Source organism: Asanoa iriomotensis, from assembly GCF_016862515.1.
Taxonomy (GTDB): Bacteria; Actinomycetota; Actinomycetes; order Mycobacteriales; family Micromonosporaceae; genus Asanoa; species Asanoa iriomotensis.
Window position 1 is genome coordinate 126,228 of record NZ_BONC01000010.1, and the last position, 26,007, is coordinate 152,234.

Here is a 26,007-nt window from a genome sequence, read left to right on the forward strand (position 1 = left end):
AAGTGCCGTCGCATCGGGTCACGGGGCAGACACGAACAGAAGATCGTGACAACCTCTCCGCACGGTGGTCGCGTCCACCAGGGAGTGTCCGGCGGCGCAGCCGGGCTCGGTCGACAGGAGCGGGGATGTTCGGTCTGATCGTGCGCGCACTCGCCAGCCGGCGGGCGCCGTCGATCACCCTGTTCCTGCTCACGGTGCTCTCCGCCGGCGCGGCCGCCGCGGCACCGCAATACATCGCCGCCAGCACCCGCGACCTGGCCAGCGCGTCGGCGCAGGCGGCACCGGTCGCCGACCGGGCGGTCTTCATGCGGCGCGGCATCGACACCCGAGACCTGCGCCCCGACACGGTCAGCCAGGCCGAGCAGGAGGTCTCCGCGGCGATCGGGCTGCCGGCGTTGTCCGTGCACGGCACCTGGATGGTCAACGGCTCGGTGGTGCGGGGCCGGGACAGCAACACGATGCTCCTCGTCCACCGCAGCGGGTTCTGCGCCGAGGTGGTCCTCGACGGCACCTGCCCCAGCCGGCCCGGCGAGATCGCGGTCAACGAGGCCACGGCCCGGCTGCTCGGTGTCAAGGCCGGCGACCGGCTGCGCTACGCGCCCGGTTACGAGCAGCGGCCGCTGACGGTCTCCGCCGTCTACCGCATCGCGGACCCCTACTCCGACTACTGGGCCGCCGCGCGGTTGGTCGACGCCTCCCGGGCGCAGCCGGCACCGCTGCTCACCACGCCCGAGACCATCGTGGCCGCGCAGCCGCAGACGACCACGCTGGTCGTCGACGCGGTGGCCGGCGGCGACCTGTTCGCGCGGACCGCGCCCCTGGCCGTGCGCGACCACGTCATCGACGCCGGCCGGCAGCTCGGCCAACGCGGCTTCGAGCCGGAGACGCCTCTGCGGGTGCTCGCGGTCAACATCTACAACAGCCAGCTCGACATCGTGTACGCGGTGCCGATCAGCCTGGTCGAGCTGCTCGCGTTCTGCTGGATCGCGCTGTTCCTGGCGGTCCGGCACGGCGCGCTCGAGCGGCACCGGGACATCGGCCTGCTCAAGCTCCGCGGCGCCGGCCGGGCCCGCATGCTCACGCTCACCCTCGGCCAGAGCGCACTGCCGATGCTCGCGGGCGGCCTGGTCGGGTTGGCCGCGGTGCTCCCGCTGCGGGCCGGCACCGGCATCGGGGGCATGTCCGCCACGACCACCGACCTGCTCTCCGTCGCGGCGGCGACCGTGACCGTGGTCGGCGCGATCCTGGCCGCCGCGATCGCCGAGCGGCGGGCGCTGTCGGCACCGGTCGGGCTGCTGATGCGCGCGGTGCCGCCGCGGCACGTCGGCTGGCGATACGGCGCGGTCGACGGCGTGCTGGTCATCCTCGCGCTGGCCGGCGCGTACGAGGCGTGGTCCTATGCCAGCCGCGCCCCCGTGGCGGGCACGACCCAGCAGAGCACCTGGCTGGCCCTGCTCGCGCCGGCCCTGCTGGCCTTCGCCCTGGGTGTGGTGCTGGCCCGCGTCGTCGTGCCGGTGGCCGCCCGGGTCGGCCGGCGGGCGTTGCGGGCCGGCCGGCTGGGTGTCGCGTTCACCGCGACCGAGTTGGCCCGCCGACCCGCGGTGCCGCGGCTGACCGCCCTGTTGACCGCTGCCGTGACGCTGTTCTGCGTCGCGGTGACCACATCGGACACCACGACGCGGTCCGGCGCCGAGCGCGCGGCCAACGAGATCGGCGCCGACCAGGTGCTGCTGGTGACCGCGCCGAGCCGGGGCGCGCTGCTCGCGGCGACCCGGGCGGTCGACCAGCAGGGCCGGTTCGCGATGGCCGTCGTCGCGTCCGAGGACGCGGGGGTGCTGGCCGTCGACGCCACGCGGCTGGCCACCGTCGCCCGCTGGCGCGGCGAATACGGCGGCGCCGACGCCGCGGCGGTCGCCGCCCGACTGCGGCCCGAGGCGCCTGCGCCGCTGACCGTGAGCGGCGAGCGGCTGACGCTGACGGCCGCCGCGCCGCGGGGCAGCGCCACGGTCAAGGCCACCCTCGCCGCCGCCGGCGGCGCGGTGGTCACCGTGGATTTCGGTCGGGTCAGCGGCGCCCGCGCCGACTACAGCCGCCCGGCGGAGGGCTGCGCCGCCGGCTGCCGGCTGGTCTCGTTCGAGATCGTCGGCAAGGGCGCCGTCCGGCCGGTCGCCGAGCCACCGGCCACACAGCCGCCGGACGCGGCGCCGACCGTCGAGCCGGAATATCCGGCGCCGGACGCCGTGCTGTTCTCCGCGTTGCGCGGCGCGGACGGCGGCGTCGACCAGGCGACGTTCGCCGACCGGTCCCGCTGGCGCACCGCGGTCGGCGCCGGCCCCGCACCCGCGGCGGTGTCCGTCACCCCGCAGGGTCTGGTCATCACGCCGGGCCGGCCGGTCGACAGCGATCCGTACGTGTTCGTCGACGACAGCCCCGAACGACTGCCCGCCATCGCCGCCGGTGTCCGCGGCGCCGAGTTCGCCGCCTCCGACCCGCACGTGCTGGCGTTCCCGGGCATCGCGGTGCCGATTTCCGTCGCGGGGGCGGCGCGTGCGGTGCCCCGGGTCGGGCGCGACGCCGTGCTGATCGACCTCGAGACCGCCGACCTGATGGGCGGCGACCTCGGCGGCGGCGAGTCGCTGCAGGTGTGGGCGACCGATGCGGCGCCCGCCGACCTCGCCGAGCGGCTCGCGGACCACGGCGTGACGGTGTTCGGCAGCGGCACGATCGCGGCCCGGGCGGAGAGCTACTCGCGCCAGGCGCCGCCGTCCACGATCCGGTTCCAGTTGCTGGCGGCCGCGGTGATGGTGCTGTTGTCGGCCGGAGCGCTGGGTGTCATCGTCGCGGTCGAGCGCCGGCCGCGCGGCGGCGAGCTCGCGTCGCTGCGCCACCAGGGGCTCACGGCGCGCACCGCACGGCGGGCGATGTTCGGCGGCTACCTGATGGTGGCGACCGTCGCGCTGGTCGCCGGGGTGCTCACCGCGCTGCCCGCGCGCACGATCCTCGCCGCGCCGCTGTCCGCGTTCCCCGACCGCTGGGACGTGCTGCCCGCACCGCCCGCCGTGCGCCCCGGGCCGCTGCTGCTCGCCGCGGCCGCCGCCGCGCTGGTGTTCGCCCTGGTCGTGGCGCTCGCCTCGGGACGGCCGCGGCGCGACGGTGGGGAGTCGGCATGATCGGCGTGATCGTCGACCTGCTCCGCGCGGCCCGCGGGCGCACGGGCGTGCTGCTGCTGCTCGGCGCGCTGCCGGTGGCGGCGGCGGTGGCCGGCCCGGCCTACAGCGCCGCGGCGGAACGCTCGGTCGTCGCGACCGAGGTGGCCGCGGCCGCACCCCACGAGACCGTGTTCGGCATCCGGCCGTCTGCCGACGTCGCGGAGACGGGCGACAGCTTCGAACGGCTCGGCGCCACCCAGTTGGTCACCCCCGGGTTCGACCTCTACTTCGGTGCCGCCTTCGCCGTCGCACCGCGCGACCGCGACCTCGCGTGGCAGCTTTCCTACCGCGACGATGTCTGCGCACACGTCACCCTCGACGCCGGGCGCTGCCCGACGGGCCGGGGCGAAGTGATGATCGGCTTCCAGAGCGCGGCCCAACTCGACGCCGGGGTCGGCGACACGGTCTCGCTCCGGCAGTCGCGGTTCGACACCGTCGACGGCGCCGCCCAGCTCGTCCGGGTCGGCCGGGCCGTCTCGGTCTCCGTCGTCGGCGTCTACCGGCCGATCGAGCCGGCCGCGCCCTACTGGGGGCCGCTCTCGCCGTTCCCGCCCGGCCTGTTCAGCGACCCGAAGGTGCGCACCACCGCGACCATCGAGCGGATCGGCGTCGAGCCCGTCTACGGCTCCCGGGCCACCGGCCGGCTCTTCCAGCTCGAGGTGCCCGAGGCACAGTCCTACGACCTGGTCGCCGATCCGGCCCAGCTGACGGTCGACTGGGTCGACGGCTACCGGGCCGAGATGGCGGACCTGCAGGCCAAGGCCAGCGGGCTCGACGCCCTCCTGGTGCCCGGCACGGACGGCCTGATCGACCGGATCGGGCAGAGCCGGTCGGCGGTGCGCTCGCTGGTGCCCTGGCTGGCGCTGATGGTCGTACCCCTCTGCTGGTTCGTGATCTTCCTGGCTGCCGCGTCCGGAGCCGAGGCGCGCCGCACCGAGCTGGGCCAGGTCGCGGTGCGCGGCCTGCCGGTGCCGCACCGCTGGTGGCTCGCCGCGGGCCCGGACGCGGTCGCGGTGTTGGCCGGCGCGCCCTTGGGTTGGTTGGCGGGCCAGTACGTGGGCGCCCTCGCGGTGCCCGGCGGCGACGTCGACCTGGGTCTGGGCAGCAGCCTGCGCCGGTTCGCCCTCGTGGCGGTCGCCGGCGCCGTGCTGGCCGTGGCGCTCGCCTACCGGCCCTTGGTCGCCGGCCGGGCCGTCGACCTGCTGCGCCGGGTGACCCGGCAGGGCGGGGTGTGGCGGTCGGCGACGGTCGACGCGATGGTGGTCGCGCTGGCCGCGTTCGCCGTCGTCGAGGCGCGCACCGGCAGCGGCCCGATCCGCGGCGGTCTCGCATTGCTCGCGCCCGCCTTGCTGATCCTGGCCGGTGCGCTGCTCGCCGGGCGCCTGCTGGCACCGGCCGCGCGCCGGATCGGCCGCCGGGCGCTGTCCGCGGGCCGGCTGGCGGGCGCGCTCGCGGGCATCGAGCTGTCCCGGCGGTCGGCGCCCCGGCGCGCGGTGACGCTGGCCGTGCTCGGCGCCGCGCTGCTCTGCTTCACCGTGCTCGCGGTCGACGCCGGCGACGCCGCCCGGGCCAACCGCGCCGCTGTCGAGCTCGGCGCTGATCGTGTGCTCGACGTCAACCTGGTCAGCGGCGGCACCCTGCGCGCAGCCGTGCGCGCCGCCGACCCCGAGGGCCGCTGGGCGATGGCCGCGGTGGCCATTCCGACGACCGGCTCCGGGCCGCCGACGGTCGCGGTCGACACCGACCGGCTGGAGACGGTCTCCGTGGGCGGCGCCGTGCCCGCCGACCTCGTCAGCCGGCTCCGCCCGCCGGTGGCGCCGTCGGTCACGATCACCGGCAACCGGATCCAGGTCGACGCGACCGTGGCGATGCCCGGTTCCGATCCCGTCCGCGGCGGGTTCCGGCCGGGTTCTAAGCCGGAGCTGCGGGCCGTCGTGCAGCCGCCGGGCGAGACCGAACGCCCGGTGCCGATGGGCGACCTCCAACTCGGCCGGCACCGGTATGCCGGCAACCTGCCCGCCTGCGACGCGGGTTGCCGGCTGATCGCCCTCGAGGTCGAGCCGGTGCCCTCGACGCTCGCGCTCACCGTGCACGAGATCCGGCAGCTCGCGCCGGACCAGGTGGTGGCCGACGGCGCCGTGCTCGGCGACCCGACCCGCTGGCGGGGGTCCACACAGGACAACGTCACGGCGACCGCGCCGAGGCTGACCGCCGAGGGCGGCGTGGCCACCGTCGAGATGGCCACCAGCAACGCGCCGCAGCGGCTGACCGTGGCCGACGTGCCCGAGGTGCTGCCCGTGCTGCGGACCGACTCCGCGACGGCCCGGGAGACCGACACCGGCTGGGCGGTGGCGACGCCCGGCCACACGGAGCCGGCACCGGCGACGGCCGTCGGGTCCCTGCCGACGCTGCCGGGTGTCGGGGCCTCCGGGCTGCTGGCCGACCTCGACTATCTGGACCGGGCCGCACCGATGGGTGCCGGCGGGCGGCCCCAGGTCTGGCTCGGCCCGGACGCGCCCGCCGACGCGCTGAACCGCCTCGCCGACGCGGACCTGACCGTGTTGGGCGAGACCGCCGCGAGCGACCGGTCCGCCTACACCGACCGCTCGGGCGCCGCGCTGGCCGCCCGCTACGAACTGGTCACCGCGGCCTTCGCGGCCCTGCTGGTGCTGCTCGGGCTGGGCCTGGTGGCGGCGGTCGAGCGCACGGGCCGGTCGACTCGCGGCCGGATGCTGCGCGCCCAGGGCGTGGCAGCCGCGACGCTGCGCGCCGCCGCCCGGCGCCAGAGCATGTGGCCGACCCTGGTCGGCGTGCTGGTCGGCCCGCTGCTGGCGGTGGCGGCCTGGGCGGTCGCGGGCCCGGCCACCCCGGTCTTCCTGGACGACTCCTGGCCGGTGGCCCTGCCCGTGCTGCCGGACCCGGTCACCCTCGCCCTGGTCTGGGCGGCCTGCCTCCTGCTGGTCGCTTTCACCCTGGTCGGCCAGCGCCGCCGGTCGTCGCTCTGACGTCAGCCCGGCGCCAGCAACGTACGCACGACGCTCAGCTTGCCGTCACGAATGGTCACCACGTCGATCCCGCGGGACACCGGCGGCTTCCCGGGCGGCCCGACCCGCCACGGCAGGGCGGCGGTGTCGGGGCCGACGTATCCAGGGCCGTCCTCCTCGAACACCAGCCCCTTCAGCGGACCGTCCAGCAGTCGCTGTGCCTGGTCGTTCAGTGCCTGCCACCCCACGAACCTGCCGTCCGGATCGATGAACGTCACGTCTTCCGTGTAGGTCCGCTCGATCGCCGCCCACCGACGTCCCGGGTCCTCCTCGGAAAAGACCTCGTGCAGGTTGCTCTGCAGCAACTCCTCTGTCGTTGACATGGGACTACTCCTCTCCACAGTGACGGCTACCCGCTAGGCGGCGGACAAACGCTTCAGCACGACGCGGGCCGGGTCGTCGAGCCGGACATCGGCGGCGCCGAGGTTCTCGGCGAGGTGGCCCCGGGTGCGGGTGCCCGGGATGAGCAGGATGTTCGGCGCGAGGTCGAGCAGCCAGGCCAGCGCGACCTGGATCGGCGTGGCACCCAGCCGGGCCGCGACCGCGGTGACCGGTGGGTGGGTCAGCAGGCGTTGCCGCACGTCACCGGGCCAGCCGAGGGGGCAGAACGGCACGAACGCGATGCCGCGTGCCGTGCACTCGTCGAGGACGTCCCGGGACCGCTGGTCGGCCAGGTTGAAGAGGTTCTGCACGCAGGCGATCTCCGTCCGCTCGACCGCGCGCAACAACTGCCGCCGGGAGACGTTGCTGAGGCCGATGCCGTCGATCAGCCCTTCGGCGCGGGCTCGCACGAGGACCGCGAGGTGGGCGTCGAACAGCGGGTCCGGCTCCTGCGCCGGGTCCATCACCCGCAGGTTGACCGCTGCCAGGCGGTCGGTGTCGAGGGTGCGCAGGTTGTCCTCGATGTCCTGCCGCAACCCGCCCGGACTCTCCAGCGCCGGGAGCCCGTTGTCCGCGGCACGCACAGCGGCCACTTTGCTCACGATGGCCAGATCGGCCGGGTACGGGCGCAGCGCCGACGCGATGAGGGTGTTGACCGCACCCGCCCCGTAGTACTGGGCGGTGTCGACGTGGTTCACGCCGCGGGCAACGGCCGCCCGCAACACCGCCACCGCCTCGTCGGGGTCCCGCGGCGGTCCGAAGATCCCGTCGCCCGCGAGTTGCATCGCGCCGTACCCCGTCCGGTGGACGCGCCACCGTCCCAGCATGGTGGACCCGCCAAGCACGATGATCACCTCGATTCATGGATGGATCTGCGAGCCGGCACCGAGGTCGAGGCGCATCGACTGCAGGATGGTGAAGGTGGTGCTGGTGGTGAACGCCGCGACGTCCGCGGCGGCCAGCACGCCGGTGTACTTGGCGATGACCGGGGCGGCGGCCCGCTCGGTGACGGCGTCGAGGTAGCCGGCCACGCCGGCCCAGGCGTTCGCGCCGTACTTCCGGAAATAGGGTGTCGGATCGACCGAGGCGAGCGCGGCGCGCGCGTTGTCGACGATGTCCTCGATGTACTGCTGATGCAGGACGAGGTCGTCCCGGGTGCCGAGCCGGCCGAGATGACCGCCGATGAAATGCTTCCACGGGTACGCCGTCGCCCGCTCCGGCGCGGCGAGGTAGCCGGGCACGTCCTCGCTGAGATTGAGGTTGTAGATCGGCACCCAGCCGGCGTTGACGACGTCGACGAGCATCAGCGCGTCATGATCCGGAAAGTGGACGTAGATGTTGTCCGGCGAGTGGTTCGGCCCGTGGAACGCCAGCTCAGCCCGTTCGCCGCCGACGCGCAGCGTGTAGGTGTCGCCGAAGGTGACCTGCGGTGCCGGCCGGTTCGGATCGTCGTCCCGCAGCAGCAGTCGCCGCGTCTCGGCATGCCCGACGCGGACGACACCGTCGTCGAACAGCCCCGCCGCGCCGGCGTGGTCGGCGTGGTGGTGTGAGTAGACGAGGTGGGTCACGGTGTTGGTGACACCCTCCCGCGCCGCCACCTCGTCGACGGCTCTCCGCAGGTTGTGGCCGATGGTCGGCGGGGCGTCGAAGAGCACCACTCCGTCACGGGTGGCAAGGAATGCCGACTGGTACGTGCCGTCGGTGACCCAGAACAGGTTGCGCTCGACGCGGCCGACGTAATAGCCGTTCTCGTTCAACGCCGGGCCGAGGGAGGCGTCGGGCACCGGGACGTAGTCGGGCAGGACTGCTGAGGTCATCGTCTTTCTCCGTTTCGGGCCGCACGGTTCGGACGTTTCCCAGGTTCACCGCCGGGCAGGTGATCGGTCGTCACCGGATTCCGGTGATCTGACGCGGAGTTACGCTGGCCAGGTGCCGCGAGACGTCGAGCGTCGCGAGCTGGTCGCTGTTCTCGATCGCGCCGTCCGGAAGCGGGTGACGATCATCTCCGCACCCGCCGGCAGCGGGAAGACCTCGCTGCTGCGGGCGTGGGTCGCGGGCCCGGGTCGGGCGCACACGGTCGCGTTCCTGTCCGTCGAGCCCGGCCAGCACGACGCGCAACTCTTCTGGCTCGCACTGCTCGGCGCGGTCCGCACCGCGACCGGCGGCCCGCCGCCCCCGGCGCCGGCTCCACAGCTGGACGGACCGACCCTCGTGGACAGGGTGCGGTCCGAGCTGGCGTCGCCCGGCGGCCCCGACGTGCTGATCATCGACGACCTGCACGAGCTGACCTCGCACGATGCCACCGAACAGCTCACCGGGCTGCTGACCGAGCTGCCGCCGGGCGTACACGCGATCGTCGCCACCCGCCATGACGGCGCATTGCGGCTGCACCGGCTGCGGCTGGCCGGCGAGCTGTCGGAGATCCGGGCCGACCGGCTGCGCTTCAGCCAGGACGAGACCCGCCAGCTCCTGGCCGCCGCCGGGATCAGGCTGCCCGACCCGCTTGTCACCGACCTGTACCACAAGACCGAGGGCTGGGTGGCCGGTCTGCGGCTCGCGGTCCTGTCCCTGGCCGGACACCCCGATCCCGAGCGGTTCGTGGCCGACTTCTCCGGCAGCGACCGGACCGTCGTCGAGTACCTGATGGCCGAGCTGCTGGACCGGCAACCGCCCGAGGTCCGCCGGCTGTTGCTCCGCACGTCCTTGCTCGACCGGGTCAACGGCGAGTTGGCCGACCTGCTCACCGGCGGCACCGGGGCGGAGCGGATCCTGCTGGAGCTCGAAGACGACAACGCGTTCGTCGTGTCGCTCGACCCCGACCGCACCTGGTTCCGCTACCACCACCTGTTCGGCGGGTTGCTGCGGCTGGAGCTGCGCCGCACCAGCCCGCGGGACATCCCGGACCTGCACCGGACGTCGGCGCGCTGGCTGGCCGACCACGACCGGACCGCCGAGGCGATCGGGCATCTCCAGGCGGCCGGCGACTGGACCGACGCGACCCGGCTGCTCACCGAGCAGGCCCTCAGCCTCACGCTGGACGGCCGGGCGGGGACGGTCGGTGCGCTGCTGCGCGCCTTCCCGACGGGGATCGCGGACGACTTCCCCGGGCTGTCGGTGGTGCACGCGATCGCCGACCTCGACCAGGCGCGCCTCGACCAGGCGGGCGCACACCTCGACGTGGCGAGAGCGTTCGCGGCCACGGCCGACCAGGGGTACGGACTGCACGTGGCGGTCGCGTCGCTGGATCTGCTCCTGGCCCGGCTGCGCGGCGACCTCGACGCCGTCTTGAAGCAGGCGGGCGGTGTGCCCCCGCCGGCCGGTCGGTCCAACATCGACGTGGCGCTCGGCAACGACCTGCGTGCGCTCGCCCTGCTCAACCAGGGCGTCGCCGAGGCCTGGTCGGGGCGGCTGGCGGACAGCGAACGCCACCTGCGGCAGGGCGCCGCGCTCGCCCGCGACATCGGCCGCACCTATCTGGAGGTCGCCTGCCTGGCGCACCTGGGTTTCGCCACCACCGCCCACTCCCTCGACCAGGCCCGGCGGGACTGCGAAGACGCCATCGCGTACGCCGCGCAGCACGGCTGGGAGGTCGAGCCGGTGATCGCTCCCGCGCAGGCGACCCTGGCCGGAATACTCGTCTGCGTCGGCGATCTCGACCGGGGCGGGCATTGGCTCGACGTGGCGCTGCGGGCGACCCAGGGCGGGGGTGAACCGGGCATCCGGGTGCTGGTCCACCTGGTCGCCGCCGGCCTCGTGGCGGCGCGCGGCCGGCACCGCGACGCGCTGGAGGAGCTTCTGACCGCCGCCGCGGTACGGGCGCGGATGGCCGGCAGCCACGCGTTCGAGGCGCGGATCACCGGCTGGACGATCGCGACCCGGGCCCGGCTCGGGCAGGTTCAGCAGGCGCGCGCCACCCTCGCGACCGTCGACGCACGGTTGGCCAGCACCGCCGAGCTGCGCAACGCGGCCGCGGTCACCAGCCTGGCCGAGCACGACCCGGCCGGCGCCCGTCGCGAGGTCGCGGCGGTCCTCGACGGCCACGCCACGCGCGACACCCTGGTCGAGACCCACCTGTTGGACGCACTGGCGTGCCGGGATCTCGACGACGAGCGCGCCGCCAGAGCATCGTTGGAGCGGGCGCTGCGACTGGCCGAACCGGACGGGCTGGTCCTGCCGTTCGCGGTGACCGGCGCGTGGGAACTGCTGACGACGCTGCCGGCGCACGAGACGTCGCACGCGGCGCTGGTCGCGTCCATCCTGGACTCGGTGCACGGCGGCGGCCCGCGGCCGGCCGCCGACCGACCGACCGAAGACCTGAGCCCGAGTGAGCTGCGGGTGCTGCGTTACCTGCCGACGAACCTGACCCGGCCCGAGATCGCGGCGGAGCTGTCGGTGTCCCTCAACACCGTCAACACCCACATCCGCCGGATCTACGCGAAGCTGGGCGCCACGGACCGCTCCGCGGCCGTCCGACGCGGCCGTGACCTCAGGCTGCTGGCGTCGGGGTGAGCTGTTCCCGCTTGAGCTCGAGCACGGGGATCGTGCGGATTCCGGCGGCCTGGCGTTCGTACTCGGCGAAGCCCGGGAAACGGCGCGCCTGTTCGGCGTAGACACGGTCGCGTTCGGCGCCGGTCAGCTCGTGGACGGTCACGCGGTAGGTCTCGACCCCGCGTTCGACCTCGACGACACCGGCGGCGACCACGTTGTCGTACCACTGCGGGTTGACCGGCCCGCCACCCCTGGTCGCGAAGACGTAGATGGTGTCCGGGTCGGTCTCGTGCGGGAGATACATGATCGGGTTGACGTACTCCCGCCCGCTCCGGCGGCCACGGTGATGCAGCAGCACCATCGGCGCTCCCTCGAAGGTCCCGCCGACCCTGCCCTCGTGCGCCCGAAACTCCGCGATGGTCTTCGCGTTCCAGTCGGTCATGACGTCACCTGTCCTAAAGCGCTGCCGAGATGCGCGGTCAGGAGCTGTCCGGCCCGATCCAGCGCCGCGGTCGCCTCGTCCAGGACCGGGTAGTAGGCCTGGAACACATGCGGCACCCCGGGGGTGATGTCGAGGACGACCTCGACGTCGGCGATGGCCGCCGCCCGGGCGAGCCGGACGGCGTCGTCGAGCAGCACCTCGTGCGTCCCAGCCTGAATGACCAGCGGCGGCAGGCCCGACAGATCGGCGAAGATCGGGCTGACGAGCCCGAGCGCGGTGTCTGGCACCGGCACGTAGTCGGCGACCCGGTCGTGGAGCGCTCGCGGACTCATCAGCGGGTCGGCCGCACGCTTGGTTTCCATGGTCGCGCCGGCCAGGGTCAGGTCGGCGTAGGGCGACATGACGAAGGCCGCGGCGGGCAGGGGCAGCCCGTGATCGCGGGCGTTGACCATGGTGGCGACGGCGAGCCCGCCGCCGGCCGACTCACCCGCGAAGACGATGTCCGCCGGCGCGGTGCCGTCGCGCAGAAGGGCTTCGTAGGCGGCGAGAGCGTCGTCGACGGCCGCCGGATACGGATGCTCGGGCGCGAGCCGGTAGTCGACGGAGATGACCCTGGCGCCGGTCCGCCGACCGACCTGCGAGGCCAGATCGGCGGAGAGGGCGGCGTCACCCATCACGTACACGCCGCCGTGGAAGTAGAGGACAACATGGCGAGCGTCGACGCCATCGACGGTGATCTCGGCCGTCGGCACCCCACCCAGCACACCGGCGGTCACACTCACGTCGGCGGGCAGCGGCTGCGCCGAGGCCACCTCCCGCAGCAGCCGCCGCTGCTCGCCGAGGTCGATGTCGGGCGGGAAGGCGGACTGCCGCAGGATCGCTTCGAGCTTTTCGCGCTGCTGGACGCTCACGACGGGATCTCCCTTCGGCCTGGACCTACCAGGTTTGCCCGCAGGCAGGTGAGCAGACGTCGCCGGATCCCGGTGATTCCGCGCCCGGCGGGCAAGTGGCTGTGACCTGCGTCCTTGTTGCGCGAAAGCGAATCAGCCGGCGAGATGCGACATGGCAGGCTTGCTCGGCCCCGGACCCTTGGGGCGAGGAAGGACGCACAACCCATGCTCGTCTCCCGCGGAGCGCGGCACCTGGCTACCGCCATGGCCGCCGTGCTCGTGCTGACCGTTGCGGCCTGCCAGCAGGGCGCGCCCTCGCCACAGGACACCGCCGCCGCTGCGCTTACCCGGCTTTACGGCACCGATGGCAACATGATCAACACCTTTGGTGACGAGTTCAAGGATCAGGTCGGTCTGCTCGCCGGGATGAAGGGGACCACGCCGCTCACGCCGTTGTCCGCTGATTTCAAGGCGCGGCTCGAGGCCGTCCGGCCTGGTCTTTCCGACTTTCTGTTCGCGGGCGAGACCTACGACGCCGTGGTGATCAGTGTGCTTGCCGCCGAGCAGGCGGGCACCAACGAGCCCGCCTCGATCGCCCGGCAGATCAACTCGGTCACCACCGGTGGGACCGAGTGTGCTGCGGTGGCCGACTGTCTGGCGCTCGCCCGGGCCGGCACCGACCTCAACTATCGCGGCATCTCGCTGACCCGCGGTGGGTTCACCGATGCCGGCGAGCCGTCCACCGCCAGCTACGCGACACTGCATTTCGGTCCCGAGGACCGGCTCGACGACAGCAAGACCGAGTACGTCGGCGCCGGCGACGAGTCCGCCACCACCACGCGGAAGCCGCCCAAGAGTGCGCCCGCCCGTGGCACCAAGGAGCCGCTGAAGATCGGTGGCCTGCTGCCGGAGACCGGCGACCTGGCGCTCGCCAACCCGCCCATGGAGGCCGGCGCCGCGCTCGCGGTCGAGGAGGTCAACGCGGCCGGCGGTGTGTTCGGGCGGGACGTCGTGTGGGCGCCCGGCGACGACGGCACCAACCCGGCGGTCGCGAAGGAGACCGTGGCCAGGCACATCGCAGACCAGGTCAGTGTGATCATCGGAGCCGGCGCGTCCGACATCTCCCGTGAGGTGCTGCCTGACGTGGTCAAGGCCGGGCTGGTCCTGTTCTCGCCCTGCAACACCGACGCCGGGCTCAGCACGATCGACGACAAGGGCCTCTTCTTCCGCACGTCGCCCTCGGACGTCCTGCAGGGCCGCGCGCTCGCCGACGTCATCCTCCGCGACGGCCCGAGCCGGATCGCGATCGTGGCCCGCGACGACTCGTACGGCGTCGGCCTCAAGGACAACGTCATCTCCGAGCTGACGAAGGCGGGATTCCCGACCGACCAGGTCGAGACCCTGGTGTACGAGCCGCCGACACCCGGCGCCCCCGACATCGACTTCGCGTCCGGCGCCAAGCAGATCAGGGCCACCAGCCCCGACGGCGTGCTCCTCATCGGGTTCGGCGAGTCCGCACAGATCATCAAGGCGATCGCCAAGGCGGGCGTCCGCGTGAACCACGGCGCCGAAGCCAACTAACTAGCTAGCGCAACCCGGCTGCGGCGGCCGTGCGGACGGCCTTGGTCAGGGACGTGAGGACCGTCGACGTCAGCTTCCAGTGCTGCCAGTAGAGCGAGACGTCGAGGTGGTGGGCCGGCGCCAGGCGGACCACCCGGCCCGCGGCCAGGTCCGCCTCCGCGAGCTGTTCCGGCATCAGGCCCCAGCCCACGCCCAGGCGGATCGCCTCGGTGAAGCCCCACGCCGACGGCACGTAGTGGGTCGGCGGGTCGGGCGGGCGCGGGGTCAACGCCCGGAGGAAACGGTGCTGCAGCCGGTCCTTGCGGTCCAGGACCAGCATCGGCGCCTCGGCGAACTCGCCGGGCGTGCCGCCGGCGGGGAACCAGCGCCGGGCCAGCGCGGGTGTCGCCGTGGCCAGGTAGCGCATCGCACCCAGCCGCTCCGCGCGGCAGCCCTGCACCGCCTCGCGCTGCGCCGTCACCGCGGCCATCACCGCGCCGTCGCGGAGCAACTCGGCGGTGTGGTCCTGGTCGTCCTCGCGCACGTCGAACAGGATCCGATCGCCGGCCGTGACCAGCGCGGGCAGGAACCAGGTGGCCAGCGAGTCCGCGTTGACCACCACGGCCGCGCGGGACCACGGCTCGTCGCGCCGGCCGGCGGCGGCGAGGGCCTCGCGTTCCAGCACCGCGATCTGGCCGGCCAACCGCAGCAGAGGCCGGCCGGCGGGGGTGGCCCGGCACGGTTTCACCCGGCGCAGCACGACCTGGCCGACCGCCTGCTCCAGAGCCTTGATCCGTTGGCTGACCGCCGACGGGGTGACGTGCAGGACCCGCGCCGCGGCCTCGAAGCTGCCCTCGTCGACCACCGCGGCGAACGTCGCGAGCTGGGTCGAGTCGAGCGCCATGATGAAGAATTCTAAACAAGCATGAAAAACCTTAGCTGGAGTACGGGCGCCGCCCGCACGTACGGTTCCGCCATGCTCACCTCCGTGCTCGCCGGTTTCGCCAACTCGATCGCGCTCATCGCGGCGATCGGCGCCCAGAACGCGTTCGTCCTGCGCCAGGGGCTGCGCCGCGAGCATGTCTGGGCCGTGGTGATCACCTGCGCCGTCTCCGACGCCCTGTTGATCTCGCTCGGCGTGGCCGGGCTGGGCACCGCGATCGCCGGCCGCCCGACGCTGCTCCAGGTGGCCAAATGGTGCGGGGCCGCGTTTCTGCTGGGCTACGCGGTGCTGGCCGCCCGCCGGGCGCTGCGGCCGGCCGCGCTGCGCCCCAGCGACGCCGGACCCGCCACGCTGCGGGCCACCCTCGTCGCCTGCCTCGCCTTCACCTACCTCAACCCGCACGTCTATCTCGACACCGTGCTGCTGCTCGGTGCGATCGCCAACCAGCACCGCTACCAGTGGGTGTTCGCGGCCGGCGCCGCCGCGGCCAGCGGGGTGTGGTTCGCCGCGCTGGGTGGCGGTGCCCGTCGGCTGGCCCCGGTGCTCGCCCGGCCGGCGGCCTGGCGGGTGCTCGACGGCGCCGTCGCGGCCGTCATGGTGGCGATCGCCGCCAGCCTGCTCATCGCCTGACCTCGACAGGTCCACCTTCGACGGTCCCTCCGGCGGGACCAGAAAAGCAGGGTTGCGCGCACGCTGTGTGCGACCCCACCCTCTTGACACACGGCACCATTCACGCAACACGATCGGGTGAGCCCTCCGATCGGCATGGTGCACGTCCGGGTGAGAGGGGGACGGCATGGGGCGTGAGCCGGTTCCGGCGTTCGACGGGACGGGTGGGGAAGAGACGCGACAGCCGGCCGCGGTCGCGGTGGAGACGACGGTGCGCCTGCTGGCGCCGGACGCGACCGGGGTGCCCGTGTCCTGCGGGCTGCACTACGACCCGGCCGACCCGTACGCCGTGCAGGTGCGGTTCTTTCTCGACCGGCACCGGCAGGACGCGGTCAGCTGGTCGTTCGCGCGCGAGTTGCTCGCGGCTGGCCTCGACGAGCCGAGCGGCCTCGGCGACGTGCGGATCTGGCCGTGGCGCACCACCCAGGGCGACGCGGTCGCGCTGGCGCTGACCTCGCCCGACGGCCAGGCGCTGCTTGAGGCACCGCGGGCGACGATCGCCGCGTTCCTCGCGGACACCTACGCCCAGGTGCCACGCGGGAGCGAGGCCGACCGACTGGACCTCGACGCCGACGCGTGGCTGAGCGGGCAACTGCTGCCGGAGCTGCCCGACCAGGCCGACCCCGATCTCGATCAGGACGGGCGGTAGCCCAGGGAGTCGCCGACGCCGCTGATCTCGATCACCCGGGCCACGTGACCGTGCGCCCCGGTCAGCCGCAGCCAGCCGCCGGCCTCCGCACACCGCCGGTCGCCCCGGACGAACACCGTCAGCCCGGCCGAGTCGCAGAACGTCAGCGCGGTCAGGTCGACCACCACCCGCGGTGAGCCGCCCGCGGCCAGGTCGGCGATCCGGGAGAGCAACTCCGGCGCGGTGGACATGTCGAGCTCACCGGCCAGCCGCAGCCGCAGGACCTCGCCGGCCGGCTCCAGGGTCACCACGAGCGGCGCGGCGACCTCGGTCTCCTCGATGCGCGGGCCGCCGGTCGCCTGCCGGGGCGCCGGGTCGGTGCTCACTCCGCGCGCTCCCCAGCGCCGGCCGGGTCGGCGACCCGCCCGGCACCGTCCAACGCGGTGGTGATCTCCACCGTCGTGCCGGCCGGGCCGGAGGTCACCACCATGCTGTCGCTGAGCTGTCCGGCGAGCCAGAGACCCCAGCCGCCGGCGGTGTCGGGGGTCGGGCGCTCGTTGCTGGCCAGCCGCTCCGCGCCGATCCCGCCGCCGCCGTCGGAGACCTCGCAGACCAGCGTCGCGCCGACGCGCCACAGGCGGAGGCGGCCGGCGCCACCGCCGTGCCGGACCGCGTTGGTGATCAGCTCGTTGACGGCCAGGACGAAGTCGTCAAGGCGCTGGTCACGCAGGCCGGCGGCCTCGGCGCAGGCGGCGAACGAGTGGCGGAGATCGGTCACCTGACCGCGTGCGAACGTCTCGACGAGCAGCGGCGGCCCGGCAGCGGGCGCAACCGCCTCCGGCCGAAGGTGCCCGTCGTCGGTCATGTGCCGCCTCGGAATTGCTGGTCAGGGCCGCTTCCGCAGCCTGGAGCCACCGGCACGCGGCGGTGGCTCCCAATCACACTACGTCTTGCCGGCCACCCCCGCATCCGCCCGGGCGAGCCTCCGAGGGCCCTGGTGGCGCGCATCGCAAGCACAAGCGCGGCCGACTGTGGGATCGTCGGAGCGTGCCGGACAACCGGATGGACCCCGGAGGCGACGGCCCACTGGCCGCCCTGGTGGACGCCGCGGTTTCCGTGTTGGCAGAGCGGCTGGAGTGTTCTCTGGAAGAGGCGAGACAGCGCTTGCGCGGCCTCGCCGAGCGGTCCGGCGTCTCCGAGCCGGAAGCGGCCGCGGCGGTGCTCGACAGCTCACGCACGCCCGCCTCCACCGCGCCCTTCGACGAGGTGCGCCGGATGGCCAGCGCGGCGGCAGCCGAGGCCGCCCGGATGGCCGCCCGGGCCGTCGCGGCACCCGGCCGGGAGCCGCTGGCCGACCTGGCCGGCACGCTGCGTGAGCACCTCGCGCACGAGGTCGGCGCCGACGCGGTGGCCGTCTACGCGGCCGAGCCGGACGCCTCCCTGCAGCTCGTGGGTGCCGCCGGTGTGCCGCCGGCCGTGGTCGACGCGTGGAGCCGGGTGCCGGCGCACCCGCCGACCGAGGCCGGCTACGTCGCGCGTACCCGTGACCCGCTCTTCCTGCCCGACCGCACCGCGACGCCGCCGCACTACCTGCTGGTCGGCGGTCCCGGCGCCGAGTGGCCCTCCCGCGCGGTCGTGCCGGTCGGCGACGGGAACGCGGTCGCCGTCGTGGTCGCCTTCTTCGTCAAGCAGCAGCCGTTCCCGGCGCCGGTGCGGGCGGCGGTCACCCGGATCGTCGACGAGGTGGCCGGCGAGGTCGTCGAACGGCTCCGGGCCCACCCGCACCAAGCCGGCTGGATCACCGACGCGCAGTCGATGCTCGACGCCCTGCCGGGCGCGGTCGGCGTCTCCGTGCCGATCCGCGACGCGAACGGCACGATCGTCGACTGGGTGCTGGTCGCGGCCAGCCCGGAGGCCACCGACGTGACCGGGCTGCGCGGCCAGGAGCTGGTCGGCACGAGCACGGCGACCAGCTATCCGACCCTGGTCGGCACCGAGCTGTGGCACTCGCTGACCCAGGTGTTCGAGTCCGGCCGGCCGCGCGAGATCGGCCCGTTCACCTACACGCCGCAGTCGCCGGGCATCGAGACCGCGGTGTTCACCGTGCGGATCTCCCAGTTCGGCGGCGGCGTGCTGCTCACCTGGACCCGGCTCGACGAGGAGCGCCGCCTGGCCGCCCGGATCGCCCAGACCGAGCGGCTCGGCCGGCTCGGCTGGGGCGAGTGGGACCTGACCACGGGCAGCGTCTACTGGTCCGAGGGTCTCTATGCGATCTTCCGGCGGGACCCGGAGAGCGGGCCGCCCACCCTGGAGGAGGCCACCAGCCAGCTGCACCCGCAGGACGCGCCGCGGATCGCGCCGCAGCTCGCGCGGGTGTTCGAGCACGGCCAGGCCGCCGACCTCAACTTCCGGATCCTGGTCGGCGCGCGGGAGCGGCACCTGCGGGCCCGGTTCGAGACGATCCGTGACCGGACCGGCGGGGTGCTCAAGGTGTACGGCATCATCCAGGACGTCACGGCCCGTGAGGCCGCCGCCCGCGATCGCGCCCGCCTGGTCGACATCGAGGCCGAGCTGGCCGAGCGGCTGCGCAGTCAGCAGACCGAGCACCGCCTGGTGGTCGCGCTGCAGCAGATCATCCTGCCGATCCCGACCGGCGTGCTGCACCTGCCCGGGCTCGACGTCGCGGTCCGCTACCTGCCGGCCGAGGTGACGAGCCGGGTCGGCGGCGACTGGTACGACGTGGTCGAGCTGCCCGACGGCCGCAGCCTGCTCGCGGTCGGCGACGTGGCCGGGCACGGCATCACCGCGGCGGCCACCATGGCCCGGCTGCGGCACTCGGTGGCGGCCCTCGCCGTCACCAGCACCGAGCCCGGCGAGCTGCTCGGCTTCCTCAACCGGATTGTGCACGACGACGCCAGTGAACCCACGGCGACCGTCGTGGTGGCACACTTCGATCCGGAGACCCGGGAGCTGACCTGGGCGCAGGCCGGTCACCCGCCACCGATCCTGGTCTCCGGCGGCACGGCCTCGGCGCTCACCCGGCCACCCGGGATGATCGTCGGCGCGCGACCGGACAGCACGTACGAGACCGTCACGACCACGCTGGCCGAAGGGGACACGGTGCTGCTCTACACCGACGGCCTGATCGAGCGCCGGGGCGGCTACGACAGCGACTGGCTCGGCCCCCTGCTGCGCACGGTCGCCGGTGCCGGCCAGGTCCCGGTCGACCGGCTCATCGCGCGTCTCCAGCCGGCCAACCCCGGCGACGACACCTGCGTCCTCGCGCTCCGGCCCGCGTGATCCAGGCGACGTCCGCCGGCGGGCTGCAAGTCCCGCTGTGGCGCGCCATCGTCGTCTACCGGTTCGCCTCGCTGGCCTTCGCGCTCGCGCTGATCGTCAGCAACGTCGGCGACTACCGCCGCCCGCTCGCCGCCATCCCGGTGGCCGTCGTGCTGATCGGCTGGACGGTCGCGGCGAGCTGGCTCTACGCCCGCCCGCAGCGGCGCCGCTGGCCGCTGCTGATCGCCGACCTCGCGGTGACGGCCGCGGTGCTGCTGTCCGCGGAGTGGGTGATCGGCCGGGACGCGCTGGGCAGCGGGACGCCCGGTCTGGCCGTGGCCTGGCTGGCCGCGCCCGTGCTGGCCTGGGCGGTGGCCGGCGGCCGGCGGCTCGGCGTGGTGGCCGCCCTGCTGATCGGCGTCGCCGACCTGGCGGTGCGGCCGAGGTTGAGCCAGTCGTCGTTGACCGGCACCACCCTGATGCTGCTCGCCGCGGTCGGCGTCGGACACGTCGCCCGGCTCGGCGCGATCGCGGAGGCGCGGCTGCAACGGGCCACGGAGCTGGAGGCGGCCAACCGCGAGCGCGAACGGCTGGCCCGCGACATCCACGACTCGGTGCTCCAGGTGCTGGCGCTGGTCCGGCGGCGGGGCGCGCACCTCGACGGCGAGGCGGGCGAGCTGGCCCGGCTGGCGGGGGAGCAGGAAGCGGCGCTGCGCCGGCTGATCGCGACGGGCGCGCCGCCGCCGTCCGCGACCGGCGTGGTCGACCTCGGTGCGCTGGTCAGCGCGTACGCCAGCGACGTGGTCTCGGTGGCCGCGCCCGCGACGGCCGTGCCCCTGCCGGCGGAGGTCGCGACCCAGGTCGTCGCCGCCGTCGGCGCGGCGCTCGACAACGCCGCCCGGCACGCCGGTGCCACCGCCCGGGTGTTCGTGCTGGTCGAGGACGAGCCGGAGTCGGTGACCGTGACCGTCCGCGACGACGGCGCCGGCATCGCGCCGGGCCGGTTGGCGGCGGCCGAGCTGGAGGGGCGGCTCGGCGTCGCGCAGGCGATCCGCGGCCGGGTCACGGACCTCGGCGGCACCGTGCGGATCCAGTCGGCGCCGGGCCAGGGCACCGAGATCGAGCTCGTCGTACCTAAGCTGCACCCATGACCGTCCGCGTGATGGTGGTCGACGACCATCCGATGTGGCGCACCGGGGTCGCCCGCGACCTCGCCGAGGCGGGCTACGAGGTGGTCGCGACCACGGGCGAGGGGCGGCAGGCCGTCCGGATCGCCGGTGCGACCCGGCCCGACGTGGTCGTGCTCGACCTCCAGCTGCCCGACGTGCCCGGTGTCGAGGTGATCCACGGCCTGCGCGCGGCGCTGCCCGAGGTCAAGGTGCTCATGCTGTCGGCCAGCGGCGAGCAGCAGAGCGTGCTCGACGCGGTGAAGGCGGGCGCGACCGGCTACCTGGTCAAGTCGGCGGCGCCCGAGGAGTTCCTGGCGGCGGTCGCGCGTACCGCCGCGGGCGAAGCCGTCTTCACGCCCGGGCTCGCGGGCCTGGTGCTGGGCGAGTACAGGCGGTTGGCGGCCGCTCCCGAGCCGGCCGACGCGGGCGCGCCGGCGCTGACCGACCGGGAGACCGAGGTGCTGCGCCTGGTGGCCAAGGGATTGTCCTACAAGCAGATCGCCGAGCGGCTGGGCGTCTCGCACCGGACCGTGCAGAACCACGTGCAGAACACGCTTGGCAAGCTCCAACTGCACAACCGGGTCGAACTGACCCGCTACGCCATCGAACAGGGCCTCGACTGAGGAGCTGTGCTGGCGGGCCCGTCCTCCGCCGTCGCGATGCCGAGGGCATCGCCACGCCGTCCGGTCACTCGTACGGCGGCTCCTCCGTCTCGTGCATGGCCAGCTCCTCGGCCGTGGCGCCGCCGCCGGCCGCACCCGCGTCGTCCGCGATCGAGTCGCCCTCGTCGTCGATGAGGCCGCCCTCGGGCTCGTCCTCGCCGGCGAACTGGGCCGGGTCGACCAGTCGCCCTATCGGCCGACCACCGTCGTCGAGCTCGAGCCCGTCCGTGTCGTAGAGGGACGCCTCGGAGTCCCGGTTCTCGGCGGGACCGTCGTCGAGCACATCAGCGTCGAGCTGCGCCTGGGCGCGCTCGGTGCCCAGGTCCTCCTCGTCGCGGATCTGCTCGTCGGCCGGCGTGGCCAGCGGGTCGTCGACCGGGTCCGGGACACTCTCGCGGGCCAGCTTGTAGTCGAGCGACTCGCCCTGCTCGGCCTCGGCACCGGTGGTGCCGAACCGGTCGACGGCCAGCGGCGAGTCGACCGGCAGCGCGGCCGGGTCCGGTCCCTGGACCTCGCGCTCGGAGTCGACGTCGTCGTACGCGGTGGAGTCGTCGTCGGCGGTGCCGGGCAGGCCTTCGGCCTCAGGGTCCGACCAGGGCTCTGGGTACTCGTCTTCACGGCGCATAACGGGCCCTCTACCCCTATCCGGGCTGGCACAACCTGGCGTCAGGTGATGTGATAGATGCCTCGAAGCAACTAATTGCTTCGCTTTTCATTGCTCGGCTCGCACGGACCGACGTATGGTCACGTTTAGGGGACGGCTGCTGCGCAGCGGTTTCCGGGGTGCTCAACACGCGGGCATCAGAGCGCACATTCCACATACCCGGTGCCGACTCTCCCCGCCCCACCAGGGCGGCGGTGAGGGCGAACGAGGAGGCTGCGCGATGACCCTTCACAGCGGTGTGTCCGCTTCCGGTGAACTGGATCTGCCGGCGCTCGACGCCGTCGCCATGTCTTATGCCCAGCGATCGGGAGATGATGCGCGGCGCGCGGCGCGAGAAGAGCTCGTCCGCTCGGCGATGCCCTTCGCGGGCCGCCTCGCGCGGCGCTACCGAGGCCGCGGTGAGCCGATGGACGACCTGGAGCAGGTGGCCCGGCTGGGGCTGCTGAAGGCTGTGGACCGGTTTGACCCACAACGTGGGGCTTTCACCGGTTTCGCGGCGGCGACCATCATCGGCGAGCTCCGGCGGCATTTCCGGGACCGCACCTGGGGCGTCCACGTGCCGCGCCGGATGCAGGAGCTCAGCATCGAGGTCAACCGGGCGTCCACGGAGCTGACCGCCAAGCTGCGCCGCTCACCCACCGTGCCCGAGCTGGCCGAGCGCCTGCGGGTCGACGAGGAGGACGTGCTGGCGGCGCTGGAGACGGCGGCCGCGTACACGCCGCTGTCGCTGAACATGCCGGCCCGCGCCGAGAGCGAGGCCGAGCTGGGTGACCTGATCGGCGGCTCCGACGTCGGCCTGGAGGCGGTCGACGACCGCCTGACCGTGGCCAGCCTGCTGTGCCGGCTGCCCGAGCGGGAACGGCGGATCCTGGCGCTGCGGTTCTACGGCAACAAGACGCAGACCGAGATCGCCACCGAGCTGGGCATCTCGCAGATGCACGTGTCCCGGCTGCTCTCGCGGGCGCTCGCCTGGCTGCGCGAGGCGATGCTCAGCGACGCGCCGCGGCAGTGGCAGGCCGGCGCCGCGCCGGGTGACCACCACGAGATCACCGTCCACCGCGACGACAACGGCGGCACCGTGCGCCTCGAGATCAGCGGCGAGGTCGACCGGGACACGGCCGACCCGCTGCGCACCGCGCTGATCGAGGCGGTCGACCTGGCCGCGGGGCGCAACGCGCCGCGCGACCTGGCCGTGAGCCTGGCCGGCGTGCCGATCATCGACGCGGCGGGCGTGTCGGCGCTGCTCGCCGGCTACGAGGCAGCCCGGGCCGCGGGGGTCCGGTTGCGCATCGGTGACACGCAGCTCTACGTCCGCCGCACGCTCCGCGTGGCCGGACTTTCGCCGATCATGGCTGCTGGTTGATCCTGACCATGTTGCCGGCCGGGTCGCGGAAGGCGCAGTCGCGGACACCGTAGGGCTGGTCCATCGGCTCCTGGACGACCTCGGCACCGGTCGCCTGCACCCGCTCGAAAATGCCGGCCAGGTCGGGGGAGGCGAGCACGATCGACGCGTAGCTTCCCTTGGCCATCAGCTCGGCGATGGTGCGGCGCTCGTCGTCGGTGATGCCGGGGTCGGCGGCCGGCGGGTGGAGCACGATCGACGTCTGGCCACCGGGCGGCGCGACGGTGATCCAGCGCATGGCGCCGTGCCCCACGTCGTTGAGCACCTCGAAGCCGAGCGCGTCGCGGTAGAACTCGAGCGAGCGCTCCGGGTCGTCGGTCGGCAGGAACGTGTGTGCGATCGAAAGCCTCATGCTGGTCACGTTAGGTGCCCCGGTGCGGCGACCGCTTCTCGATTCCTGATCGGTCGCATGACCTGTTTCGCGACGCAGCCCGGGATGCCCGCACCGTCACCGGCGGCCCGCTGGCGGTATTCACTGGGCGACATGCCGACCAGCTCCGAGAAGCGGGTGCTGAAGGTGCCCAGCGACGCGCAACCGACCGCGAAGCAGACTTCGGTGACCGACAGGTCGCCCCGGCGCAGCAGGGTCATCGCGCGCTCGATGCGCCGGGTCATCAGGTAGCTGTAGGGCGACTCGCCGAACGCGGCTCTGAACTCCCGGCTCAGGTGCCCGGCCGAGAGGTGGACGCCGCGGGCCAGTGCCTCGACGTCGAGCGGCTGGGCGTAGTCGCGGTCGATCCGGTCGCGGACCTTGCGCAGCAGCCGCAGCTCACGCAGGCGCGGGTCGGAGGTGCCGGTCACGCTGTCCAGCGTGCCACACCTCAGTCGCCGTAGTCGGGTGCGACCACCGACCACACGACTTTCCCGTCGGGCAGGTCGGTGACACCCCAGCGCAGCGCCACCGACTCGATCAGGAGCAGACCCCGGCCGCCGTACGCGGTGGTCGGCACCGGCCCGCTGTAAACCGGCAGCGCCGGCGACCAGTCGCGGACCGAAAGATGCAGGGTGTCGGCGTCGGCACCGCGGCCGACCAGCAGGGTCATCGCCGTGTGTGCGTGCGCGACCACGTTGTTGACCAGCTCGGTGGCCACGATGCAGGCCGGGCCGGCCACCGCCGGCAGTTCCCAGCGGGCGCACGCCTCGGTGACCAGCTCGCGGGCCCGGCGGGCGGCGCCGGTCATCGGCTCCAGGTCGGCCCGGAGCAGGTGATCGACGGAGTAGGCGGGTGGGCGGGCGCCGTCCTCGGCGATCCGGAAGCCGACGCCCTGCCAGCGACCGGCGAACGCGGGCGGCACCCTGATCGCCGGGTGGCCGGCGGGCCAGTCGGCGGTCTCGCGGGCCACCTCGCCGAAGGTCGACAGGACGGCCGGGTCGTCGATCCGCAGGCCGGTCACCTCGATCACGGCCGGCGTGCGGTCGGCGACGACGGACAGCAGGGCACCACGCAGCGCCTCGGCCGACGCCCGGTCGAGCACACCCTGGAGCTGGACGACCGCGTACGGGTCGTCGGCGGCCACCAGAAAATGCACGTCGGTCGGCATGATCGCTCCATTGTGCAGGTCGGGGACGTAGGCGTGCGCCCTCCCACGCGAGTTGCGAGCCGTGGTCACCATCGCCGCCCCTGGACGTGCCGGCGAGCGACCGCGGCAAGGGTCCCGGCAGCAGTGCCGGCGGCGAGGCCGAGCACGGCGGACGCGCCCGGCACCGGCCGCAGGGAGAACCACGGACCACCGGTGTACGCCTCCCGGCGTGGCCTGGTCAGCAGCCGCACGATCGTCCGGGCCGCCACCTCCGGCGGCTGGACCGGGGGTGGCGGCGCGATGCGCCGGCCGACCGCGTACCGGCGGATCGGTGCGGCGGTGCCGGCGGGCAGCACCGTGCAGATGGCGATCCCGCGCTCGCCGGTCACCCGCAGCTCCTGGCGGACGGTGTCGGCGAGCCCGCGGACGCCCTGCTTCGCGGCGTTGTAGATCGACTGGTACGGCAGCGCGATGGTGGCCAGCGCAGAGGCGTTGTTGACCAGCACGCCGCCGCCGGACGCGCGCAGGTGGGGCAGGGCGGCCCGCATCCCGTAGGCGGCACCGAGCAGGTTGACCTCGATGACCCGGCGCAGTTGGCCGATCGGTATCTCCTCGAACAGCCCGACCGCGCCCGTGGCGGCGGTGTTGACCCAGGCGTCCAGACGGCCGCACACGGCCACCGCGGTCTCCGCGAGCCGGGCCACGGCCGCGGGGTCCGTCACGTCGGTGGGCAGCACCGAGGCCCGGCCGCCGAACGCCCGGCAGCGTTCGGCGACCGCGTCCAACGCCGGTTCTCCCCGCGCGGCCAGCACCACCGTGCCGCCGTTGTGCGCCACCTCGATCGCCGTCGCCGCGCCGGCGCCGCTGGAGGCTCCGGTGATCACGACCACCGCTTCGGCGAGCGGGCGGGTGAGCGCCATGGCTGTCCGATACCCCGTAGGGGCGGGCATCATGCGACCCGGTTTGCAGCAGCACCGGCCCGGTCGCCGCCGAACCGACGCAACGGCCCGCTCCAGCGGGTTCGCGCCGATCAGGAGGTTAGGGCGTGTCCTGCCGA

At 73.9% G+C, this 26,007-nt stretch carries 23 protein-coding genes; 10 read left to right on the top strand and 13 right to left on the bottom strand.

Going from position 1 to position 26,007, the window contains the following annotated elements:
- Positions 1-125: 125 nt before the first annotated feature.
- On the top strand, positions 126-3,170 hold the full coding sequence (locus tag Air01nite_RS09995) for an FtsX-like permease family protein (RefSeq protein ID WP_203701698.1): 3,045 nt from the start codon (positions 126-128) through the stop codon (positions 3,168-3,170).
- Positions 3,167-6,214 (top strand): hypothetical protein, encoded by a 3,048-nt coding sequence (locus tag Air01nite_RS10000; RefSeq protein ID WP_203701699.1) that lies wholly within the window; start codon positions 3,167-3,169, stop codon positions 6,212-6,214. The genes Air01nite_RS09995 and Air01nite_RS10000 overlap by 4 nt, the downstream gene beginning before the upstream one ends.
- Before the next feature lie 2 nt (positions 6,215-6,216).
- Here Air01nite_RS10000 and Air01nite_RS10005 read toward each other — a convergent pair whose 3' ends face one another.
- The 3 genes from Air01nite_RS10005 to Air01nite_RS10015 are packed head-to-tail and all read right to left on the bottom strand — an operon-like array spanning position 6,217 to position 8,451.
- A complete protein-coding gene (locus Air01nite_RS10005; RefSeq protein WP_203701700.1) occupies positions 6,217-6,576 on the bottom strand; it encodes a nuclear transport factor 2 family protein in 360 nt (119 codons plus the stop codon).
- A 33-nt stretch (positions 6,577-6,609) separates the two neighbouring features.
- Positions 6,610-7,479 (bottom strand): oxidoreductase, encoded by an 870-nt coding sequence (locus tag Air01nite_RS10010; protein WP_239090624.1) that lies wholly within the window; start codon positions 7,477-7,479, stop codon positions 6,610-6,612.
- Between the two features lie 15 nt (positions 7,480-7,494).
- Complete coding sequence (locus Air01nite_RS10015; protein WP_203701701.1) at positions 7,495-8,451, bottom strand: MBL fold metallo-hydrolase; 957 nt, start codon at positions 8,449-8,451, stop codon at positions 7,495-7,497.
- Between the two features lie 112 nt (positions 8,452-8,563).
- Here Air01nite_RS10015 and Air01nite_RS10020 point away from each other — a divergent pair, with 112 nt between their 5' ends.
- The gene (locus tag Air01nite_RS10020; RefSeq protein ID WP_203701702.1) at positions 8,564-11,143 is read left to right on the top strand and encodes a winged helix-turn-helix domain-containing protein; all 2,580 of its coding nucleotides are present in this window, start codon (positions 8,564-8,566) and stop codon (positions 11,141-11,143) included.
- Here Air01nite_RS10020 and Air01nite_RS10025 read toward each other — a convergent pair.
- Together Air01nite_RS10025 and Air01nite_RS10030 are read right to left on the bottom strand one after the other, a co-directional pair.
- On the bottom strand, positions 11,121-11,564 hold the full coding sequence (locus Air01nite_RS10025; protein WP_203701703.1) for a nitroreductase family deazaflavin-dependent oxidoreductase: 444 nt from the start codon (positions 11,562-11,564) through the stop codon (positions 11,121-11,123). The genes Air01nite_RS10020 and Air01nite_RS10025 overlap by 23 nt on opposite strands.
- Entirely contained in the window at positions 11,561-12,475 is a 915-nt protein-coding gene (locus tag Air01nite_RS10030) for an alpha/beta hydrolase (protein ID WP_203701704.1), read from the bottom strand. The genes Air01nite_RS10025 and Air01nite_RS10030 overlap by 4 nt, the downstream gene beginning before the upstream one ends.
- 204 nt (positions 12,476-12,679) lie before the next feature.
- Here Air01nite_RS10030 and Air01nite_RS10035 point away from each other — a divergent pair, with 204 nt between their 5' ends.
- Positions 12,680-14,035, top strand: a complete 1,356-nt coding sequence (locus tag Air01nite_RS10035; RefSeq protein ID WP_203701705.1) for an ABC transporter substrate-binding protein — start codon at positions 12,680-12,682, stop codon at positions 14,033-14,035.
- 4 nt (positions 14,036-14,039) lie between these two features.
- Here the strand turns inward: Air01nite_RS10035 and Air01nite_RS10040 are convergent, their stop codons facing one another.
- Complete coding sequence (locus Air01nite_RS10040) at positions 14,040-14,918, bottom strand: LysR family transcriptional regulator ArgP (protein ID WP_203701706.1); 879 nt, start codon at positions 14,916-14,918, stop codon at positions 14,040-14,042.
- Positions 14,919-14,990: 72 nt separating this feature from the next.
- Here Air01nite_RS10040 and Air01nite_RS10045 point away from each other — a divergent pair, with 72 nt between their 5' ends.
- Positions 14,991-15,587 (top strand): LysE/ArgO family amino acid transporter, encoded by a 597-nt coding sequence (locus Air01nite_RS10045; protein ID WP_203701707.1) that lies wholly within the window; start codon positions 14,991-14,993, stop codon positions 15,585-15,587.
- A gap of 166 nt (positions 15,588-15,753) precedes the next feature.
- A complete protein-coding gene (locus Air01nite_RS10050; RefSeq protein WP_203701708.1) occupies positions 15,754-16,275 on the top strand; it encodes an SsgA family sporulation/cell division regulator in 522 nt (173 codons plus the stop codon).
- On the opposite strand, the gene Air01nite_RS10055 is transcribed toward Air01nite_RS10050, so the two are convergent.
- Together Air01nite_RS10055 and Air01nite_RS10060 are read right to left on the bottom strand one after the other, a co-directional pair.
- Complete coding sequence (locus Air01nite_RS10055) at positions 16,260-16,640, bottom strand: STAS domain-containing protein (protein WP_239090625.1); 381 nt, start codon at positions 16,638-16,640, stop codon at positions 16,260-16,262. The genes Air01nite_RS10050 and Air01nite_RS10055 overlap by 16 nt on opposite strands.
- The gene (locus tag Air01nite_RS10060; RefSeq protein WP_203701709.1) at positions 16,637-17,119 is read right to left on the bottom strand and encodes an ATP-binding protein; all 483 of its coding nucleotides are present in this window, start codon (positions 17,117-17,119) and stop codon (positions 16,637-16,639) included. The genes Air01nite_RS10055 and Air01nite_RS10060 overlap by 4 nt, the downstream gene beginning before the upstream one ends.
- A 182-nt stretch (positions 17,120-17,301) precedes the next feature.
- Between Air01nite_RS10060 and Air01nite_RS10065 the strand changes: the two genes are divergently transcribed.
- Genes Air01nite_RS10065 through Air01nite_RS10075 form a run of 3 tightly spaced genes read left to right on the top strand, consistent with a single transcriptional unit; the run spans position 17,302 to position 21,325 of the window.
- Entirely contained in the window at positions 17,302-19,554 is a 2,253-nt protein-coding gene (locus Air01nite_RS10065; RefSeq protein WP_203701710.1) for a SpoIIE family protein phosphatase, read from the top strand.
- Entirely contained in the window at positions 19,551-20,684 is a 1,134-nt protein-coding gene (gene macS / locus Air01nite_RS10070; RefSeq protein WP_239090626.1) for a MacS family sensor histidine kinase, read from the top strand. The genes Air01nite_RS10065 and macS overlap by 4 nt, the downstream gene beginning before the upstream one ends.
- Complete coding sequence (locus Air01nite_RS10075; protein ID WP_203701711.1) at positions 20,681-21,325, top strand: response regulator; 645 nt, start codon at positions 20,681-20,683, stop codon at positions 21,323-21,325. Before macS ends, Air01nite_RS10075 begins: the two co-directional genes overlap by 4 nt.
- A gap of 64 nt (positions 21,326-21,389) precedes the next feature.
- Here the strand turns inward: Air01nite_RS10075 and Air01nite_RS10080 are convergent, their stop codons facing one another.
- Complete coding sequence (locus Air01nite_RS10080) at positions 21,390-21,989, bottom strand: DUF5709 domain-containing protein (protein ID WP_203701712.1); 600 nt, start codon at positions 21,987-21,989, stop codon at positions 21,390-21,392.
- 259 nt (positions 21,990-22,248) lie between these two features.
- On the opposite strand from Air01nite_RS10080, the gene Air01nite_RS10085 reads away from it, so the two are divergent.
- Positions 22,249-23,391, top strand: coding sequence for a SigB/SigF/SigG family RNA polymerase sigma factor (locus Air01nite_RS10085; protein ID WP_203701713.1), 1,143 nt, complete (start codon positions 22,249-22,251; stop codon positions 23,389-23,391).
- On the opposite strand, the gene Air01nite_RS10090 is transcribed toward Air01nite_RS10085, so the two are convergent.
- The 4 genes from Air01nite_RS10090 to Air01nite_RS10105 form a co-directional block, all read right to left on the bottom strand.
- The gene (locus Air01nite_RS10090) at positions 23,375-23,782 is read right to left on the bottom strand and encodes a VOC family protein (RefSeq protein WP_203701714.1); all 408 of its coding nucleotides are present in this window, start codon (positions 23,780-23,782) and stop codon (positions 23,375-23,377) included. The genes Air01nite_RS10085 and Air01nite_RS10090 overlap by 17 nt on opposite strands.
- A gap of 5 nt (positions 23,783-23,787) precedes the next feature.
- Positions 23,788-24,231, bottom strand: coding sequence for a helix-turn-helix transcriptional regulator (locus Air01nite_RS10095; protein WP_239090627.1), 444 nt, complete (start codon positions 24,229-24,231; stop codon positions 23,788-23,790).
- 20 nt (positions 24,232-24,251) lie between these two features.
- A complete protein-coding gene (locus Air01nite_RS10100) occupies positions 24,252-24,971 on the bottom strand; it encodes an ATP-binding protein (RefSeq protein WP_203701715.1) in 720 nt (239 codons plus the stop codon).
- Positions 24,972-25,036: 65 nt separating this feature from the next.
- Positions 25,037-25,870 carry an SDR family NAD(P)-dependent oxidoreductase gene (locus Air01nite_RS10105; RefSeq protein ID WP_203701716.1) on the bottom strand — a complete coding sequence of 278 codons (834 nt, stop codon included), beginning with the start codon at positions 25,868-25,870 and terminating at the stop codon, positions 25,037-25,039.
- Positions 25,871-26,007 lie beyond the last annotated feature (137 nt).

Coding starts and splice junctions, on each gene's coding strand:
- Air01nite_RS10045 (WP_203701707.1), top strand. CDS start 14,991: ATGCTCACCTCCGTGCTCGCCGGTTTCGCCAACTCGATCGCGCTCATC.
- Air01nite_RS10040 (WP_203701706.1), bottom strand. CDS start 14,918: ATGGCGCTCGACTCGACCCAGCTCGCGACGTTCGCCGCGGTGGTCGAC.
- Air01nite_RS10075 (WP_203701711.1), top strand. CDS start 20,681: ATGACCGTCCGCGTGATGGTGGTCGACGACCATCCGATGTGGCGCACC.
- Air01nite_RS10000 (WP_203701699.1), top strand. CDS start 3,167: ATGATCGGCGTGATCGTCGACCTGCTCCGCGCGGCCCGCGGGCGCACG.
- Air01nite_RS10015 (WP_203701701.1), bottom strand. CDS start 8,451: ATGACCTCAGCAGTCCTGCCCGACTACGTCCCGGTGCCCGACGCCTCC.
- Air01nite_RS10080 (WP_203701712.1), bottom strand. CDS start 21,989: ATGCGCCGTGAAGACGAGTACCCAGAGCCCTGGTCGGACCCTGAGGCC.
- Air01nite_RS10005 (WP_203701700.1), bottom strand. CDS start 6,576: ATGTCAACGACAGAGGAGTTGCTGCAGAGCAACCTGCACGAGGTCTTT.
- Air01nite_RS10105 (WP_203701716.1), bottom strand. CDS start 25,870: ATGGCGCTCACCCGCCCGCTCGCCGAAGCGGTGGTCGTGATCACCGGA.
- Air01nite_RS10025 (WP_203701703.1), bottom strand. CDS start 11,564: ATGACCGACTGGAACGCGAAGACCATCGCGGAGTTTCGGGCGCACGAG.
- Air01nite_RS10085 (WP_203701713.1), top strand. CDS start 22,249: ATGACCCTTCACAGCGGTGTGTCCGCTTCCGGTGAACTGGATCTGCCG.
- Air01nite_RS10050 (WP_203701708.1), top strand. CDS start 15,754: ATGGGGCGTGAGCCGGTTCCGGCGTTCGACGGGACGGGTGGGGAAGAG.
- Air01nite_RS09995 (WP_203701698.1), top strand. CDS start 126: ATGTTCGGTCTGATCGTGCGCGCACTCGCCAGCCGGCGGGCGCCGTCG.
- Air01nite_RS10100 (WP_203701715.1), bottom strand. CDS start 24,971: ATGCCGACCGACGTGCATTTTCTGGTGGCCGCCGACGACCCGTACGCG.
- Air01nite_RS10060 (WP_203701709.1), bottom strand. CDS start 17,119: ATGACCGACGACGGGCACCTTCGGCCGGAGGCGGTTGCGCCCGCTGCC.
- Air01nite_RS10035 (WP_203701705.1), top strand. CDS start 12,680: ATGCTCGTCTCCCGCGGAGCGCGGCACCTGGCTACCGCCATGGCCGCC.
- Air01nite_RS10090 (WP_203701714.1), bottom strand. CDS start 23,782: ATGAGGCTTTCGATCGCACACACGTTCCTGCCGACCGACGACCCGGAG.